At 56.3% G+C, this 17,032-nt stretch carries 17 protein-coding genes; 3 read left to right on the plus strand and 14 right to left on the minus strand.

Going from position 1 to position 17,032, the window contains the following annotated elements:
• Positions 1-23: 23 nt before the first annotated feature.
• From BFL40_RS27320 to lpxO, 3 genes are all read right to left on the minus strand, one after another.
• On the minus strand, positions 24-1,181 hold the full coding sequence (locus BFL40_RS27320) for a PQQ-dependent sugar dehydrogenase (RefSeq protein WP_071486853.1): 1,158 nt from the start codon (positions 1,179-1,181) through the stop codon (positions 24-26).
• Between the two features lie 12 nt (positions 1,182-1,193).
• Positions 1,194-1,508, minus strand: coding sequence for a hypothetical protein (locus BFL40_RS27325; protein WP_071486854.1), 315 nt, complete (start codon positions 1,506-1,508; stop codon positions 1,194-1,196).
• A gap of 149 nt (positions 1,509-1,657) precedes the next feature.
• Positions 1,658-2,557, minus strand: a complete 900-nt coding sequence (gene lpxO / locus BFL40_RS27330) for a lipid A hydroxylase LpxO (RefSeq protein ID WP_071486855.1) — start codon at positions 2,555-2,557, stop codon at positions 1,658-1,660.
• A 293-nt stretch (positions 2,558-2,850) separates the two neighbouring features.
• On the opposite strand from lpxO, the gene BFL40_RS27335 reads away from it, so the two are divergent.
• Positions 2,851-3,237: a TIGR03067 domain-containing protein gene (locus BFL40_RS27335; RefSeq protein ID WP_071486856.1), complete on the plus strand. Its 387-nt coding sequence runs from the start codon at positions 2,851-2,853 to the stop codon at positions 3,235-3,237.
• A 137-nt stretch (positions 3,238-3,374) separates the two neighbouring features.
• Here the strand turns inward: BFL40_RS27335 and BFL40_RS27340 are convergent, their stop codons facing one another.
• The 3 genes from BFL40_RS27340 to BFL40_RS27355 form a co-directional block, all read right to left on the minus strand.
• Entirely contained in the window at positions 3,375-4,187 is an 813-nt protein-coding gene (locus BFL40_RS27340) for a class I SAM-dependent methyltransferase (protein ID WP_071486857.1), read from the minus strand.
• A 774-nt stretch (positions 4,188-4,961) separates the two neighbouring features.
• Positions 4,962-6,236 (minus strand): translesion error-prone DNA polymerase V subunit UmuC, encoded by a 1,275-nt coding sequence (gene umuC, locus BFL40_RS27350; RefSeq protein ID WP_071486859.1) that lies wholly within the window; start codon positions 6,234-6,236, stop codon positions 4,962-4,964.
• The gene (locus tag BFL40_RS27355) at positions 6,229-6,654 is read right to left on the minus strand and encodes a LexA family protein (protein WP_071486860.1); all 426 of its coding nucleotides are present in this window, start codon (positions 6,652-6,654) and stop codon (positions 6,229-6,231) included. The genes umuC and BFL40_RS27355 overlap by 8 nt, the downstream gene beginning before the upstream one ends.
• Before the next feature lie 101 nt (positions 6,655-6,755).
• Here BFL40_RS27355 and BFL40_RS27360 point away from each other — a divergent pair, with 101 nt between their 5' ends.
• Positions 6,756-7,439 carry an SOS response-associated peptidase gene (locus BFL40_RS27360; RefSeq protein ID WP_071486861.1) on the plus strand — a complete coding sequence of 228 codons (684 nt, stop codon included), beginning with the start codon at positions 6,756-6,758 and terminating at the stop codon, positions 7,437-7,439.
• A gap of 210 nt (positions 7,440-7,649) precedes the next feature.
• Entirely contained in the window at positions 7,650-8,156 is a 507-nt protein-coding gene (locus BFL40_RS27365) for a hypothetical protein (RefSeq protein ID WP_071486862.1), read from the plus strand.
• Here BFL40_RS27365 and BFL40_RS27370 read toward each other — a convergent pair.
• The 8 genes from BFL40_RS27370 to BFL40_RS27400 form a co-directional block, all read right to left on the minus strand.
• Entirely contained in the window at positions 8,153-8,668 is a 516-nt protein-coding gene (locus tag BFL40_RS27370; RefSeq protein WP_071486863.1) for a lysis system spanin subunit, read from the minus strand. The genes BFL40_RS27365 and BFL40_RS27370 overlap by 4 nt on opposite strands.
• Complete coding sequence (locus tag BFL40_RS27375) at positions 8,665-9,090, minus strand: structural protein (protein WP_071486864.1); 426 nt, start codon at positions 9,088-9,090, stop codon at positions 8,665-8,667. Before BFL40_RS27375 ends, BFL40_RS27370 begins: the two co-directional genes overlap by 4 nt.
• A gap of 57 nt (positions 9,091-9,147) precedes the next feature.
• A complete protein-coding gene (locus BFL40_RS27380) occupies positions 9,148-9,501 on the minus strand; it encodes a hypothetical protein (RefSeq protein WP_071486865.1) in 354 nt (117 codons plus the stop codon).
• Between the two features lie 4 nt (positions 9,502-9,505).
• Entirely contained in the window at positions 9,506-11,068 is a 1,563-nt protein-coding gene (locus BFL40_RS34390) for a hypothetical protein (protein WP_071486866.1), read from the minus strand.
• A 65-nt stretch (positions 11,069-11,133) separates the two neighbouring features.
• Positions 11,134-11,769 carry a hypothetical protein gene (locus tag BFL40_RS33375; protein WP_074851761.1) on the minus strand — a complete coding sequence of 212 codons (636 nt, stop codon included), beginning with the start codon at positions 11,767-11,769 and terminating at the stop codon, positions 11,134-11,136.
• 338 nt (positions 11,770-12,107) lie between these two features.
• Positions 12,108-15,671, minus strand: coding sequence for a TipJ family phage tail tip protein (locus BFL40_RS27390; protein WP_071486867.1), 3,564 nt, complete (start codon positions 15,669-15,671; stop codon positions 12,108-12,110).
• 59 nt (positions 15,672-15,730) lie between these two features.
• A complete protein-coding gene (locus BFL40_RS27395; RefSeq protein WP_071486868.1) occupies positions 15,731-16,330 on the minus strand; it encodes a tail assembly protein in 600 nt (199 codons plus the stop codon).
• Positions 16,331-16,377: 47 nt separating this feature from the next.
• Positions 16,378-16,779 carry a hypothetical protein gene (locus BFL40_RS27400; RefSeq protein WP_071486869.1) on the minus strand — a complete coding sequence of 134 codons (402 nt, stop codon included), beginning with the start codon at positions 16,777-16,779 and terminating at the stop codon, positions 16,378-16,380.
• Positions 16,780-17,032 lie beyond the last annotated feature (253 nt).

Consider the following 17,032-nt stretch of genomic DNA (forward strand, 5'->3'; position numbering starts at 1 on the left):
GGGCCGGTATGCCGGCCCCTCTTTCAGTCTTGATTCAAACCTACGCGATACAACACACCGTTATCCTCATCGGTCAGCACATACAAGTAGCCATCCGGACCCTGCCGCACATCGCGAATACGTGCTTTCAAGTCCCCCAGCAAGCGCTCCTCATGGATCACCTTATCGCCATCGAACTGCAAGCGAATCAACTCTTTGCTGGTCAACGCGCCGATAAACAGGTTGTGTTGCCACGCCTTGAAACGATCGGCGTCATAAAATGCCATACCACTGATGGCCGGTGATTTTTCCCAGACGTGATGGGGCGGCACCGTGCCGTCCACCGTCTTGCCCTTGGCCTCGGGAATCGGCGTCAGGGAATAATTGATGCCATGGGTCGCCAGTGGCCAACCGTAGTTCTTGCCACGTTCGATGATGTTGATTTCATCACCCCCTCGAGGCCCATGTTCGTTTTCCCAGATCGTGCCACTCCAAGGGTTCAGCGCCAGCCCCTGCGGGTTGCGCTGACCGTAGGACCAAATCTCGGGACGTACGCCCTGCTGACCGACGAAGGGGTTGTCATCCGGCACCCGGCCGTCCGGGAAGATCCGCACAACCTTGCCTTGCAGTTTGTCCAAGTCTTGCGCTGTCGGCCGGTCGTTGTTCTCCCCCAGGGTCACAAACAGGTAACCATCACGGTCGAAGGCCAGGCGGGAACCGAAGTGGTTGCCCGTGGACAGCTTAGGCTCCTGGCGCAGGATGACCTTGAAATCCTTCAAGCCGCTCAAGTCATCGGCCAAACGCCCACGCCCGACGGCGGTCCCGGCCGTGCCGCCCTTGCCTCCGCCTTCGGCGTAAGACAGATACACCATGCGGTCTTGCTTGAAGTCCGGCGACAGCACCACATCGAGCAAACCGCCCTGCCCTTTGGCCCACACCTCAGGCACGCCCGTCAAAGGCGCCGAAAGCTTGCCGTCCGGGCTGACAAACCGCAGGTGGCCAGGACGCTCAGTGACCAGGAAACCCTGCTTGTCCGGCAAAAACGCCACGGCCCATGGGTGGTCCAGGCCTTTGGTGATTGGCGTGGCGGTGATGCTGCCTTGCTCGCTGGGGAACTGCTGGGCGTCGGCGGCGTAAGCGGCAGTCAATGGAAGTATCGTCGACGCGCAAATGGCAGCTAAAAGAGTTTTGCGTAGAAACATAAGACGTAGTCCTTACCGGCGATTGCCGTTGGCATCATAGGTGGGGGCTTTAGTTTCGGTTGTGGGACGGCTAGGTGCGGCATCACGTATGGGATAGCGATTGCCGATGCCGCCGTTTTCCACGGTCGGTGCGGGGCTGGTCGGCCCGGTCTGGATGCCGCGAGGGGCTGGCACATTGGGCTGAGTGCCCTGCATGCTGTTGGGATTGGCCCGATGAATTGGGCTGTTGTTGGCATCGTTGCTGCCGGGAAGATTTTGCGCATGGGCAAATGGCGTGAGTGCCAAGCTCAGCGCCAGCACTGCTAGGTGACGTACACAGCGGTTCATGACAAAGCCTCTCTGGGGCGAGTAGTACGTGCTTTCGATAACACGCTACGCCCAGGGTTCGGCTTTCGTAACTAAATACTTTCTCATCAGGTGTAACACAATCTGTCGGGGCGCGACCTCATCGACGTGATCCGCGCCCCAGACGTGCTTCAGATCAGGATAAAGATCAGGGCCAATCCCGCAAAAATCGCCCACTTTTCCAAGTAGTAGCGCGCACGGTTGCGCTTTTTCAGCTCTTTGCCGCGCAGGCGAATTTTGTACAGGCGCGTAAACGCGCGATTCAAGCCGCCGGTCTTGTCGCCATCATCATTGGGTGAGCCCGCAGCGGCCATCACATTGCGGCTGAACCAGCGGTTGAATGCCGCCGCCCAGCGGTACTTCATTGGCCGTTCAATATCGCAAAACAGAATGATCCGGTTCTGTTGCGTAGTGTTTTCCGCGTAGTGAATGTAGGTCTCGTCAAACATCACCGGCTCGCCATCGCGCCAGTAATAGCTCTCGCCATCCACATTGATGTAGCAGCCAGGATCGTTGGGGGTATCCAGGCCCAGGTGATAGCGGTAGGAGCCGGCGTACGGGTCGCGGTGACGAACCAACTTGGAGCCTGGTGGCAACTCGGCGAACATCGCGGCCTTGACCGAGCCAATACTCTGCAACAGCTCAGTGGTACGCGGGCACAGCTTCATCGCCGAGGGGTGGCTGTCGCCGTACCACTTGAGGTAGAAACGCTTCCAGCCCGACTTGAAGAACGAGTTGAAACCCACGTCGTTGTACTGGTCCGAACGCTTGATCTCCCCTGCCCGCATAAGGTTCAGGCCCTCTTCGCGGATCTCCTCCCAATGCTCCTGCAACGGGCTCAGCTCCGGAAAATCGCTGGGCGACAAGTAGGGGCGGCTTGGTTGCTTGGAAAACAAGTAGAGGAAGCAGTTGATCGGCGCCAGGAACGTCGAGTGATCGCTAAGCTGGCGGCCCAGCTTGTGTCGCACCCGACCACGCAGGTGAACATACGCAATGGAGGCAACGTAGAGAACAACAATGATGAGTTTCAAAGGCTTCGTCACATGTCAGTAGAGAACAGGCTGCCCCTGCGTGCCCACAACGGCCGAGGGTAGATAAGCAGCACCTGAAATCACGATTACACATTGGCGCCTGGACCGGCAGGTAGCAATTCGGTTCAGGGCTATTGGCCGTTATTTAGCCACAGTTTGTAACCAAAGGTTAACTAAGATTTGTGAAAAGCTGTCGACAAAGTGTGCTGGGGCTGGCGCCGAAGATGTCCTCGCCGCCAGGTTTGTTGCACACTCTCAACCTCACGACGTGACTCCAGCAATAAGGAATTTGCATGCCCTCTATTTCAGATCCGGACTATCAATCGCTTCAGGGCGCCTGGGAACAGACAGCCCTGGAAGACAGTGGCGTACTCAACCCTGTTGATGCGCACAGCGCCCCAGGTGCGATTACCACCATTACAGGGGATCAGTTCGAAGTGACAACAGTCAGTGGCGATGTATTGCTGGCTGGCCGGTTTCTCCTCGACAGCAGCACCACGCCCAAAAGCATTACCTGGGTAGATTCCATCGGCGATGACGCCGGCAAGTCGTTGCCCGCCAGCTATCGCCTCGACGGGGATGACTTTGTGTTTATCGCTGCGGATGAAGGCATGCCCAGGCCGAGCATCTTCAGCACCGGCCCGGGGCAAACCATGCGCACGTTTGTGCGTAAAGGCTGATCCGCCGCCATCCGAACTTGCGACACCGTTTTCACACAGCCTTCACTTTGCGACCTATACGGTGAGGCCTACCTACTCCAGTGAATCACTTAGCCCGCCTCTTCTCGCGGGCTTTTTTTTGCGCGCAACAAAGCAACTCAAGCCGAACGCTTGGTGGCGGTCAAGGTGAAACACAGGGGCAATTGTGCCGGTTGGTTCTCGTACTGGTCGTAAAGCTCCTCACGGTTGGAATGCGGGTATTCCTGCAAATGATCGATCTGCAATTGGGCCGCAACCGCCCCGCTGACCACGCTGCCCAGGGTATGCACGTACCAATAGGACGTTGGCCCGGCCACGCCTCCCTGCCCTTCGTAGACAATCGACTCCTGCAGTACAAAGGGATCACGTTGGAAATACGAACTGACGGGCAACAGCGGATTAGCGGCCCGCGGGTCGAACACCTCCAGGAAGGGATGAGTTTCGTAGATCACCAATGTGCCACCGGGCTTTAGCGTACTGGCCACATGGCGCATAAACAGCGCCACATCCGGCATCCAGTTCAGCACGCCAATCGTTACCAGGGCGACATCAAACCGACCGAACAAGCGTTCAGGCAGATGATGGATATCGGTTTCAATGAACTCAGGGCTGTGTGGCGAGACATCGGCCAGTTCCCGCGCCTGCTGGAGAAAAGCCTTGGATTGATCGACACCCACCACGGAACGGGCGCCCAAACCGAATAACGACAGGCTTTCACGACCGTTGTTGCAGCACAGTTGCACCACGTCCTTGCCGGCGACCCCCACCTCTTGCAGCAGCGCGGTGATGGTCGTATCGAGACACGAAAAGTCTGGATCAGCAACCGATTCCAGCAGCGCTTTCCAGGTAGCCGTGTCTTTGTGCAGCGTGGCGGAGGCGTCCCAGGCGTCTTTGTTGCTGGTGATTGCCTGTTCGGCTGAGGGCATGTCCATTGCATCTCCAGGTCGTCAGTACAGCGGGAATCGGAAAGTAGTCCAATTACCCGTGGATGAAAACCCCGAGTGCCATACAACTGTCGCCTGACATATGCGACAATGCGCGCCAAATTCCAACACACATCCAAAATTTTCTGCTCAGCGACCGGGTTTCGCGCCTTGATGTCGCTGTTGACGCATGCCTGAAGGCTCCTGCCGCCACGCTCGCAACCCATTGATAGGTAAAGTAATTGATCTCCACAGCTAACATCACCATGCAGTATAAAATGCATTCTGGTGCTTACTGGTGATCAGTGTTTGCTGGGCCAAGTAATCATGAGCAATCACGGATAACCCACCGAAATGCACCCGTTGGTTCCAAGACTGGTCCCAACGGGGTTATTTCAGCCCATGCCGAATATGCATAACCCCCTCCCCGGCGTCCTGCCGACCAAATTAAAGGCGTCCTACGCACTCCCCCCCAGATGCCTAATCACCTCAACAATGATGATCAAAGTTCCCATAGCCAGGAATCCAAGACCAAGCAGCCCCTTGAACCACTTTTGCCATGATTGTGGAATATAGGGTCTGACGAATATCCCCCACCAGCGTCTGGAAGGTGGGGCATCTCGGTACAGGTAAATAACCACACCTAATGCTAGGACCACGAACGCCACTACGAAGAGCATGGGTAGCCTCAATCCATTTCTACTAGGCTGCCCAGATGTCAGCCTCCTATCACGAAGCGTAGAAGAGGTCCGACCCGGCGTCCTGCCGACCGAACAACCGCCCCTACTTGCAAGCCACCGACCAGAGCTGATCCAGTCTCGTCGTGTAGCTCTGGCTCATCATTTCCCTGCGCATTCCCCAGTCAGGGTTCGTCGGCACGCTAGCCGAGCGCAGCGTTCCCCTTCCCCACCGCCCATTGATCTGGTCCAGCACCGTCATCACCCTGGTAGCTTCCGCTGGCTGCGACACCGCGAAAAGATCGTCGGTGTATTCGCCGGGCTGGCACAGGTTGAGCAGCATCACCTCGGCCTTGCTGTATCTGAAGCCCGGCCGGTAGATGTGGTCGACCGCATCAACAGCAGCCTTTGTCAGCAGGCGTACGTCGTCGGTGGGATACGGCAGATCGACCACCACCCCGTTTGCGTACTTAGCCTCCTCCGGATTGAACATGCCTGTACGGATGCAGACACGGACCTTCTTGCACAGCGAACCCTGGGCGCGAAGCTTTTCCGAAGCCCGCATCATGTAGGTGGCCAACGCCTCCTTGATTGGCGGCAACTCGGTCAGTCGCTTGCCGAACATCCGGCTACAGCAGATTTCCTGCTTTGGCGGGTCGGGCTCATCCAATTCCAGGCAAGAAGTGCCGGCCAGCTCCCGAGCGGTCTTCTCGATCACAACGCTGAACTTCTTGCGCAGCGTCCACGGGTCAGCATTGGCCAGGTCCATAGCGGACTTGATGCCCAGCGCGTCGAGGTGGAGTTTCATTTTCCGACCTACGCCCCACACCTCGGCTACGTCCGTGTTGCGCAGCACCCAGTCACGTTTGGCCGGGTCGGTAATGTTTACCACCCCGCCGGTCTGGGCTTGTAGGCGCTTCGCTGTGTGGTTGGCCAACTTGGCCAGGGTCTTTGTGGTCGCAATGCCCACACCAACTGGAATGCCGGTGCCACGCAGCACCTGGGCGCGGATCTGTCGGCCCAGAGCGTCCAGGCCGTCGATACCACTCAAGTCAGCAAACGCCTCATCAATGCTGTAGATCTCGACTGCGGGCACCATGCTCTCAATCAGTGTCATAACCCGCTCGCTCATGTCCCCGTACAAGGCATAGTTCGAGGAGAAGGCGACGATGCCGTGCTGCTTAAGCTTGTGCTTGATCTGGAAATACGGCTCGCCCATTTTGATAAAGGGCTTGGCGTCGTAGCTACGCGCAATCACACAGCCGTCGTTATTCGAAAGGACGACGATAGGAACCTTGGCCAGGTCCGGGCGAAACACACGCTCGCAGCTGGCATAAAAGCTATTGCAGTCGATGAGCGCGAACACAGGCGGCTTAGACATGGCTGCGCACGGTGCTGGTGATCACGCCCCAGATAGAAAGCTCGTCGCCTTCCAGAACATACCGCGCCGGGTATTTCGGGTTTTCCGACAACAGGATGACCTCTTTCCCACGCTTGCACAGCCGCTTGCAGACAGGGTCGTTGTTCAGCAGAGCCACCACGATATGCCCGTGCGCTGGCTCAATCGACCGATCTACAACCGCAAGGTCGCCCTCGAAAATACCGGCCCCCTGCATGCTCTCGCCGGTGATGGCGATCAGGTAGACGTGCGGCGCCCTAATGTTTAAGACCTCATCCAATGAGATGTGCTGCTCGATGTGATCGGCTGCCGGCGATGGAAACCCCGCAGGCACCCGAAACGAGCAGAAAGGCAGCTTCGTGCCGCCTTCGGATATAGGGCCTAAAATGGTAAAGCTCATGATGCTGCCTTTTACATGCACTGTACGAATGTACAGTTAACTTTGCAGTCGGCTTGCGGTCAATTTTTCTGTAGGGGATTTCGACAGATGGAGAGGTGTGTATGTGCGGGAGAATTTCGCAGTACAGCGATATTCGTGAGTACGTGGCAACGCTGGGCATGAACAATGCCCTGGCGAACTCCGCGGGTGAATTGCCGCTCGAGCGCTACAACGTGGCCCCATCCACTCAGGTCGCCCTGCTCCACCTCCAGGGCGAGTTGCTGCACGCCGACATGGTTCGGTGGGGATGGCGGCCACACTGGGCCAAGGACCGGGCACCGCCCATCAATGCGCGCGTAGAGAACGTGGCCCACGGCCCATTCTTTCGTGCAATCTGGCCACACCGGGCGATCACGCCCATAAACAACTGGTTCGAGTGGGTGGACGAAGGCGGCCCCAAAAAGCAGCCCTATCTAATACGCCGGAAGGATGGTGCGCCCGTGCTCTGTGCGGCCATAGGCCAACTGCCTGATTCCGATGAAGGCCCAGGCGAGCACGATGGCTTCGTGATCATCACCGCCGACAGCGCCGGCGGCATGGTGGACATTCACGATCGGCGCCCCGTAGTACTGACGCCGGACCTGGCCCGAGAATGGTTGGACCCAGCCACATCAAAGGAGCGCGCCGAACAGATGGTGCTGCACCAGGGAGATCCAGCCGATACCTTCGAATGGTTCAGGGTCGACACAGTCGTGGGGAATGTGCGAAACAACGACCCGGATCTAATCAAGTCGGTAAGCAACTGACCCCTTACGTGAGACTGCTATACCCTCAGCACTGTCAATTGTTGGTCGAGGGGGCGAGAATAGTTATAATTTTACTTTTGGCTGCCAAGATTATCCGGCCTTTTCTACTTCAAGCACGAGTAAGTCAACCCTTAGACAGTAAAAAACCTTTTTAACTTTTACTACCTAGACATTACGAACTTCAACCTATCTACCAAAAAAGGATTTTCTATGCATCCGAATGACCCATTTATACCCTTCGCTCACATCTACATTGCGATAGACCTAAAGGACTTCAATACCTGCAAGGTTGGCCTTACAACAAGCCAAAATCCTCTAAACAGGATCAGAGCCGGACGAACTTCGAATCCGTATTATGTGCCATTTGTTAGCTATAACCTAGGGCAGCTTGGAATTGGAAAAGCAGAACTAAAAGACTTTGAGCGATATCTTCATAGGAAAATATCTGACAGAGTACCGTTCGCCGATGGTGATTTTGAGTCCGAGTGGCTAACAACCTCACCAATATATACAAACGCCCAAGTTATCCACCACATAGTAAACGGCTTTAGAAAAGATGGTGAAGACGCCTACTTTTTTAACGATGATGGAGATATACGTCTGGACCGCTTAGGGGAAATAAGAACCTACTACTCCTACTCAGCTCAAGATTTAACAAAAAAGTTTGGAGACAAAGTTCACCCCCAATACCTGGAGCACTTCTCCTGTAAATTTTAATATTTTCTCTTAAGTATTTCTGTGACATATCCCTGACAGGCGCGTAGAGCGATCAATCCGTTATCGCCCTCATCGGTGATGGCGATAATTCGTTGAGCATGCGCCGGGTCAAGTTGGGCTCGACGGGCTGCATGAACCACGCCGACGGCGCCGGGGGCGGCAGGCACGTCGCAGCCACCGGCTGAATCCGTGGCGTCGAGAAGGACTGACAGCCGCAGATCAGCAGTGGCAAGACGATCGCGCAGTAGAGCCTGGTTGCGTTGGGCATCGGACAGTTCTCGGGTGTGTTGTTGGTCCTGACCGGCGAGCTGCTGCTCAAGGGTCAGGCGCTTATCGGTGGCATCGCGTGCTTGCTTGGCGGCGGCAGCGCTGACCAGCCCCATGTCGGCCTGGAACTGGCCCGCCTGCTCGGCGAGCTTCTTGCCCGTGCGCCAGTCCTGCACCTGCCAGGTGCCGCCGGCGCTGACGGCCATGGACAGCAGGATCGCGGCCAGGATCTGCCCGGGCGTCATGCCAGTGCCCGCCGCACGCCTTCCGCCAGCACAGCGTCAGGGTAGGCATACCCCGCGTTTTCGTGATGGATGATCGCCTTCACAAATCCAGACATCACTGCAGGCTTGGCCAGATCAATCTCAGCTCCCAGCCGGGTGCCGGTATTGGTCTCGACGGCGCGCACATAGGCGGCGGTGTCGTTCTCTACCGATGGTGCCCAGCGGCTGATAATGGCCTTCACCGTCTTAAGCCCATGCTTACGCTGGTAGGTCAGCAGCAGCTTACCCAGCGCTCGGATACCATTCTCGGCAGTGTCGAAGCGGGCGAAGCGCTTCTCGATGGCGGGGTCTGGCTTGAGCTGGCCTTGCCATTGGTTGGCCGGGTTGTAGTCGATGTTGCCGGGGTTGCGATTACGCACCCCTCGAGTTTCTGCGGTCGGCATACTTTTCTCCAGGCGAAAAAAAACCGCTCAAGGCGGTTGTTGGTATTTAGCTATGGGTCAGTTGGGCGGAACCGGTCGTTTGCTACTGTCGGGGAAATCAGGGTTTTCCTCGGTCCACTTGCGAAGGCCAAGCCAGTAGGCCTTCCACTGCGCCGCGGTACCTGGGATGTCGTCGGCCCCATATTCGATAGAGGTAATGTTCATCTGTGCCTTGGGCATTTCCGAGGCGCGCCACTGATCCTCTTCCATCCGGTCTAACAGATCGCTGCTGGACCAACCTGGGAACTGCCATATCTGATCCGCCGAGTCAGGCGCAGGCACACTTATAAGACCAGGCTCGGGCGGATCCTCAGCATCAACCCAGCTTCCAAGATAATTCCCGTCTTTATCCACGTAGAAGAATTGTGACATGCGCTTAACTCCAAGCTCGAAAGGCATACTGCCAGTTTGCAATGGTGTAACTGACGTGACCGCCGCTCGTTTTGATCAGGCCGTTCCAAAATCCAGAACTTGGAAACCTAATGAACATATTTGTGGCATCTGGGCTGTAATAACAAAACCCATAGCCAGGCGTCGAGCCAACATAATCACCTGAAGGGCATGCGACTTCTATAACATCCCCTACCGAAAAGCCGCCATCAGCGGTTACACACTTTGCGTACATGACCTTTAACTTAGGCGTCGCAGCCAGTCCGTGTGTAATGGTCAATAGGCCTGAAGCCCCAGGGGATGACACCCAAAAAAGCGCACCATTATTTGCCGGGTACTGTTTGGTGAAGATTGCGTCGGCAATGCTCATCTTCGCATCAAGGGCGGCCTTCAAATCCACCTGAGATGAAAGAGCGCCGACAATTCCTCCCCATGTAATAGAAGGTGGTGACTTGTATGTTCCGTCCCCCGCCAAAAATTTCGCCTGATCACCAGCGGCAGGGGCAGGAATAAGTCCCTTTGCGCCCGCATTACTAGCAGTAGCCCCTGACATCGTAGCGACGCCACTAGAGCTGCCCGTGCCACCATTCTCTATAGACAGAACAGTTGTACCGGGAGGGTATATCGCTAATTCGACTCCGGCCTTCCAATTTCCAGCCCTCTTTCTCTTAATGAATGCTCTATCTGTATCATGATTCAACAACAACATTGATCCTTCACTTGCCGAATTACCATAGAGTAATAATCCCTCACCATAGTCAGCACCAGGGGGAAGATTCGACGTAGTACCGGCACCGTAAGTAAATGTTCGGGATGCGGTTAGCGCGTTAACGTCCGAAACCCAAGGAGATCCAGCGGGAAGAATACCCAGCCCACCTAATTTGTTTTGACCTTGCAGCTTCCCAAAACCAGAAAGAATGTTATCGGATGCCGTGATAACGGTTGAGCTATTAGTGTTCAGACTGGTGAGAGGAGTAGATAGCGGCACAGAAGCTGAAGCAGCCGCTGCATCCGCTGATGCCTTAGCACTGGTCTCAGATATCTTTGACTGGTCGGCGTAGTACAACGAGGTATTAGCCCAAGCCTTAGAGGAATACATACCCGGCTCTACCTGAACCCCATCGTCCGCCTCAGCCCACTTTTTGGCTATATCACGCGAAGCAGAAGCATTTGCTTCGGATGCCTCACTATTCGTTTCGCTAACCTTCGCTGCATCCGAAGAGGCCTTGGCCTGAGCGATCTGGGCAGACATGTCAGTAGCAGCGGTAGAGAATACTTTGGTCGCTGCGCGCAGCTGATCTGCCGAATCCTTGACGTAACCCTGCATAGGCGCCAGAGAATAGCCGCCGGCAACAACCGTTACTCCTTGGTAATTCGGAGAGATCGATAACGCCGTGTCGCTGGCAATGTTGGTGACTTCGTACCACTCACCGTCAGGACCACGGAGTGCATCGCCGACGCGCGAGTTCGCAATGAAGGATGTCCCCGTGCCAATCACCGCATTGGAGCCTTGGGAAACGGAAACCGTGCCCATCTTGTACCAGCCCATACTTTTCTCCAGACAATAAAAACCGCTCGTGGCGGTCATTTAGATTTTGTGTAACTTATCGCTCGCTAAGATATGGGTTTAGCAAATGCTATAGGAACGAAAAATCCCAGCGTAGAATTGTTCACGCCAACAATAAATGGAACAACCTGATTCCCCCCATAATCCCAAACACAGTAAAGCTTCGCGTATCTGGTTGAGGCCCCAGCAACATCCATACCGATTGTATTTATCAGCATGTAATCCCCAGTATCTAGCGGTGACGGGGCAGTCCAGCTTGTCTTATATTGTCCAGGCTGCCCGGTACCAACCGAGCCGGCATATGCCCAGCTTGAGATCACCCTCGTAAACTGAGCGCAAGGCGTTCCACTATCAAACAACAAGTTAGTAGAGCCATCCCACAGCCTCAGGCCATAGGTTTCAGTCTCTCTTGACTTGAAGGCTGCACAGAAATATTTTCCAGCACCACCTCCAATATAAGAAAACCCTGTCCAATTGCCCGGTCCGCCACCTATCGTTACATACTGGAAAGTCACGGAAGCATCCGGTCTCACAAATACAAGCGGCGGCTCATCCGTTGTTATTGCAGGTGAAAAAGTCACTCCACCTGAGTATCTTCCGGACTGCAAAACAACCAGCCTCGAAAACTCAGAATCCAGAGTGACGACATCATTGTTATTTTTATATTCCAATCCGTAAGCCATTTATCTATACCTCATCACTAACAGTCTCTGCGTGGATAGACCTGTGGCACCCTGGGCATGAAGCCTGTTACCAAACCAAACATAAACTCCACCGTCAGCTACCTGAGGCTCGTACTGAACTGCATAAGCATTTTGTGCACTGGGGTCTTGCGGGTATGCCCCAACTGGAATGCATATAGCTGAGTGCGTAGCCGGGCTTACCCCCGGAATTGCAATATAGGTATTTCTCCCACCCCCTGGAGTACGAGCAACGAGGCCAGAATAAACAACCCTCACAGTGAAAGAGTTCTCATCCAATTCAAGGAGGCCAGTAGGCCCCCATATTCTGATTCCTGCGATCATGCTGTCAGATCCCCTAGCTGCACCCGCTTGACGTTGTTTTCGTCGTACACCTTGATCGCACGATTGGTCATCGTCAGGCGTCCACCACCAGGTGCCGGACCGTTGAACTCAAGGTTCCCGGCCTTATCCAAACGCCACCCCTGAACGCCAGCGACGTAGTTGTTGGACTGCAGAGCCTCACCGATCTTCAGCATCGAGATGCTGCCGTCCTCGATGAAGGCAGATCGCATGAACACCTGGCCGTTCTGCACGGTGAATGGTGTAGAAAGCACGCCATTGATGTTGTTCACCACGGCGAACCTGTCGGCGCTCACCAGGAACTGGCTCTGCAACTGACCATCTACGTTCTCGATACCAAGCCCGATGCCTGCCGCGACGTACTGGCCATTCGCATTGAGCTGCATCTTCACGGACCACATCGTTGAGAGCTTGCCGTCTGTGTCTGCTTGGGCCTTGCTCACGGTCTGGATATCAGCCGTGTTTTCGCCGATCTTCACGCCGACCTGCTGGATGGCCTGGGCAGTCGCCTCCCGATCAGTGACCACAACTCTTTCCAGATCAGTTACGGTGCCGGCGACGTCGCCCACCTCTGCAGTAAGTTCGGTCTGCCGCTGCACCATGGCTGCGTTCTTCGTGGCCTGCGTCTTCACTTCCTGCGCGAAACTCGCCGAGGCGTTGTAGCCCTGGAGTGCATCAACCAGATCCCCCTCCCCCGTGTCGTCCCGATAAGCCGATTGCAACGCCTGAAGACTTGACGCCTGAGCCGTGACCACCCCGTCCAGTTCGGTGATGCTGGTGGTATTGATCTCAACTTGACGCGCAAGGCCATTGGCAGTGACCACCGCCTGACCCACGTCCTGCCAGTAGTTGGCATTCGGTGGTGGCGTATCGACGGGTACCGGGCCGGTGGCCTGGTAGATCCGCTTACCAACCACCACTAGGTCAAACTCAAGGTAGGTCGACTCCGGGTCGTAGGCGGACAACCCATCGAGCGCGTCGATCTGCGCCTGCAGCCCTGGGATCTTGTCGATCTCGTCCGTGATGTCCTTGCCCAGCTCCGTACGCCCAATCTGCCCGGCGATCAAATCCAGCACCGGCGCCGCATCGGCACTTGCCATCCCCATCACGCCGTTACCGACGGGATAGAACGGGCCAACGTTACCGGTACGGTCGACCAGGCGAGCCCAGAAGAAGAACTGCGCGCCGGCCTTTAGGGCCTGCATGCTGTAATTCGCTTGGGGGTGCGCCAAGTCTGCGAGTTTGGTCGCCACCGACAGATCATTAGCCTGTCCATACCAGAGCTCGGTGCGCTGGGTATCCTCGGCGTCAGCCGGGAAACCCCAGCGAATGCCAATGCCGAACAGCTCGCTAGTGGTGGACAGGAACGCCACGGCCGGCGGGAGGCCGACCTTCCCTTCCAGGTTGGTCAGATTGGAGCTCTTCCAAATGGACGAAATCTCGAACGCGCTCACCGACCGAACACGGGCGAGATATGCGCCCGAGTAAATGCCGGTGACGTCAACGCTGGTAGAGCCGGTGCGCTGCAGCTTGATCCAGTTTCCGCTGTCCTTGCGCCACTCCACGTCATAAGCCACTGCGCCAGCCACAGCAGGCCACGAGATATTCATGGTGCTGATTGCCAGGCCCTGGTCCACGGAGTAGTTCGACGTGATGTCGACGCTCGTCGGGGCAGGAACTACGGTGATCGGTACAACGCTGATAGGCCGCTCTTCCAACCGGGCGCCGGTGTCGATGTGATCGAACTTGCTGGGGTCGTACTGCACGGCTGAGATTTCAAATACGCCGGGCTCTGGCCGCGCCACGCTGACCACCCGGTAAAGCGGGATCGCCAGATCGTCGGCGTCCAGCGCCCACACTAGTTCACGCTCCGGTGGTACGGAGTAGGCCAGGGTTACGGTGACCTGTCGGCCACTGACCAGTTGCACCGTGCGCCCCTCGCACTTGCCGTCTGGCAAGTTGAGGATCAACCGGTCGCCGGGCTTGGCCTGGGTGTCACGGTCCAGGGTGATGACCTTTCCGTTCACCGCCGAGATACGGCCACCCACCGGCCGACCTGCAAGCAGTTCGTCAGCAATGGGGATCACGTAACCAGGAAGCGGGATGCGACCGTCGAGGCCGACCTTGAAGGTAACCGCCCGATCCTTGGAGTTGGTCAGCAGCGCCCACTTGCCGCGGCGCTGGGCCTCGGACTCGCGGGTACAACCAATTGCGCTGATCTCCAGCGGATTGTCACCATAGCGCCGCTGGAGCTTTGCATCGGTCACAGCAGTGACATCGGTGTCGTAGTTGTTCAGCGGGTTGTCGTAGCTGATCAGCGCCCGGGTGTACCGGGTACGCTCCGACGCGCTGGAGTAGGTGAACTTACCGTCAAGGACGTTGGCCCTGGTATAGGCGAAGTCGAAGTCAGTGGCACGCGGCATATCCGACAGGGTGAAGACCTGGCCCTGGGCCCAGTAGGTCATGCCTCGGTAGATCGCCGATATGTCACGCAGCAGTGACCAGGCATCGGCTTTGCTCTGCAGGTTCAAGTTGCAGATGAAGCGCGGTTCCAGGCCCCCCTTCCCGTCCGGCACCAACTGGTCGCAGTATTGGGAAATACGATACAACTCCCAAATATCAACCATCCACGGCTTGATGCGGCGACCCAGGCCGAAGCGGTCGGCGGTACTGATGTCGTAGGTCATCCAGACCGCGTTGTCGGTCCAAGCCTGCTTAAACGTGCCATCCCAGACGCCCGAGTAGGTGCGCGACACTGGGTCGTAGTTGCTCGGCACCTGCATCTTCTTCAGTTTGGTCTCGACGGTAACGGCAGGAATGCTGCGGAACTGCTCGGCCGAGAACTCGATGTAAAGCAGCGCAGTATTCGGGTAGCGGATCTTCGCGTCGATCACCTCGGTGAAGCCGGCAATTTGCATCGTGTCGGAGATTTTGTTGTTGTTCTGATTCGCGGTCAGGCGAGTGATCCGCATCAGCCAACCAGAAGTGGCCTTCGGCAAATTGATACGGCGCGTGCGCTCGTACAGGCTGGTGGTCTTGCCGTCGACAGCCTCGCTCAGCACCTGCTGATAGGCGCCGCCATCGGTGGCCAGCTCAACCTTGTATTCAATCCGGTAGCCATTGACGTTGCCACCAGAGTCCACGGACTGAAGCACAGGCCACGCAAAACGGACGCGAACAGCGGAAAGCTGGGTATTGCTGATGGCCCGTACCCACGGTGTCCCGCTGCGCAGCTCGGTACTGATCGTGGTCTCGTTCTCGACCGAAGGGATGCCCTGGATATAGCTCTGGTCCACGGCACCGGTGCGCCACTCCCACTTCACGTTCGGGAAATTTATGTTGCCTTGAGGGTCTTGCAGGGGCGTGTTGTCGAGATAGATGTCTTTGGCAGTTGGCGTGCCCTCGAACTCACCCTCGCCCACGGCAATGAGCATTTTTGCGATAGCAACAGAGCGCAGACTGTCCGGGGCCTCAGTCGGCGTTTTTGGTTTACCTTCGCCGCCTTTGGCGCCGTGTATATCGATCTTTTGTGCTGCGCCCATGCTTTTCTCCAGGCAATAAAAAACCGCCTCGTGGGCGGCTGCGACGCTTAAAGTGATGTCTACATCTGGTCTTCGGCGTATATCGCGGCGCTAATAATCGCCCCGCCGACCCTGCGCTTGCCGTAGCAGAGCGGGACCGGGTTGCCGGATGCAGTTGTGTTCTGCGCCGAGCCAAATGCATATCCAGGCTGGTTTTCGGGCGCAGCGCTCATCTTGAGGCCTGCCGCCTGCGGACTAAGCATTTGGATTACGCCCCCAGCAGCACTACCGATACCGCCCGCTATGAGCGCTGCGCCTGTAGTTGTTGTCGACCCGAAAGCAAAAAAACCTACCACAATCAATATGGCGCCCAAAATGGTCTGCATCAGGCCTGCGCGCTTTCGGCCCGTAATTACAGGCGCTATACGGATTTCTCCGGAACCGCCAAATCCTAATTCTTTTTCTGCAAGATTTTTTGACCCTCGAAACACGGCAAACTCAATGCCGCGAGACTTGGCGTTCGACAGGAACCGCTCGAAGCCAGGGATCTGTACGCATAGCGCCTTGATAGCCTCGGCTGGGGACTTAACTGACAACCTGAAAGATCTTCCAAATTGCCTAAGCTGCCCATAAAGCAAGATGGTAGTCATCGGCTGATAATTAATTGCGAGTGCTGACATAGTTTTCTCCAGGCGAAAAAAAACCCGCTGTAGCGGGCTTAATGGGATCAATAAGCGGTAGCTGATATATCTGGACCGCCGGGCGACATGGATATTCTTCTTCTCAAAACTTCTCCGCTTTTTATTTCGACATCGCGCTCAACCATCATCCCTCCCCCGCAAGCTGCGCTTGGCTTCGCGCCAAGCACTACTCGGCCGGCCTTAACACCAAACCTGGCCACCTCCCCCGAGGAGAATTCGGCAGCAAGCTCCCCATTGATATAGAAACGGTAATTGCATCCAGATCCAAACATCCCGCCATCTCGGGTAACAATGAGTTGAGAATCGGACTTTGCAGCGAAGGCATAAAGCCGAGAGCTTGGCACCGGATCGGCCTTGTCGGCAGATATGGGCGAACTAGAGCAGCCGACCAAGCTCAAAATAAAAAAAAATCCTACGAACAGTTTCATGTCGCTCCCTCGTTGAGATATGGCGAGACTTTATCACCAGGCAGAGAGCAACACGAAAGCCCGCAATGCGGGCCATGTCAATCGAAACCTTCTAAAACTGCAATGCCTCCTCCAAGAAGAGACATTACGCTGTTATCAGCCCATACCAAATCAAATCACACCCCGCCGGGCCTAGCCGCGACTTGCCGGACCAGAACCTGCCAGCGGCTTCTGCCACCGCAATGCCGACTGATTCCAATCGGCATTACGCTGT

Origin of the sequence: Pseudomonas costantinii (assembly GCF_001870435.1) — a bacterium.
GTDB classification, from domain to species: Bacteria; Pseudomonadota; Gammaproteobacteria; order Pseudomonadales; family Pseudomonadaceae; genus Aquipseudomonas; species Aquipseudomonas costantinii.

Coding starts and splice junctions, on each gene's coding strand:
- BFL40_RS33375 (WP_074851761.1), bottom strand. CDS start 11,769: ATGGCTTACGGATTGGAATATAAAAATAACAATGATGTCGTCACTCTG.
- BFL40_RS27320 (WP_071486853.1), bottom strand. CDS start 1,181: ATGTTTCTACGCAAAACTCTTTTAGCTGCCATTTGCGCGTCGACGATA.
- BFL40_RS27365 (WP_071486862.1), top strand. CDS start 7,650: ATGCATCCGAATGACCCATTTATACCCTTCGCTCACATCTACATTGCG.
- BFL40_RS27340 (WP_071486857.1), bottom strand. CDS start 4,187: ATGGACATGCCCTCAGCCGAACAGGCAATCACCAGCAACAAAGACGCC.
- BFL40_RS27395 (WP_071486868.1), bottom strand. CDS start 16,330: ATGTCAGCACTCGCAATTAATTATCAGCCGATGACTACCATCTTGCTT.
- BFL40_RS27375 (WP_071486864.1), bottom strand. CDS start 9,090: ATGCCGACCGCAGAAACTCGAGGGGTGCGTAATCGCAACCCCGGCAAC.
- BFL40_RS27400 (WP_071486869.1), bottom strand. CDS start 16,779: ATGAAACTGTTCGTAGGATTTTTTTTTATTTTGAGCTTGGTCGGCTGC.
- umuC (WP_071486859.1), bottom strand. CDS start 6,236: ATGTCTAAGCCGCCTGTGTTCGCGCTCATCGACTGCAATAGCTTTTAT.
- BFL40_RS27325 (WP_071486854.1), bottom strand. CDS start 1,508: ATGAACCGCTGTGTACGTCACCTAGCAGTGCTGGCGCTGAGCTTGGCA.
- BFL40_RS27380 (WP_071486865.1), bottom strand. CDS start 9,501: ATGTCACAATTCTTCTACGTGGATAAAGACGGGAATTATCTTGGAAGC.
- BFL40_RS27370 (WP_071486863.1), bottom strand. CDS start 8,668: ATGACGCCCGGGCAGATCCTGGCCGCGATCCTGCTGTCCATGGCCGTC.
- BFL40_RS27360 (WP_071486861.1), top strand. CDS start 6,756: ATGTGCGGGAGAATTTCGCAGTACAGCGATATTCGTGAGTACGTGGCA.
- BFL40_RS27355 (WP_071486860.1), bottom strand. CDS start 6,654: ATGAGCTTTACCATTTTAGGCCCTATATCCGAAGGCGGCACGAAGCTG.
- BFL40_RS27335 (WP_071486856.1), top strand. CDS start 2,851: ATGCCCTCTATTTCAGATCCGGACTATCAATCGCTTCAGGGCGCCTGG.
- BFL40_RS34390 (WP_071486866.1), bottom strand. CDS start 11,068: ATGGGCTGGTACAAGATGGGCACGGTTTCCGTTTCCCAAGGCTCCAAT.
- BFL40_RS27390 (WP_071486867.1), bottom strand. CDS start 15,671: ATGGGCGCAGCACAAAAGATCGATATACACGGCGCCAAAGGCGGCGAA.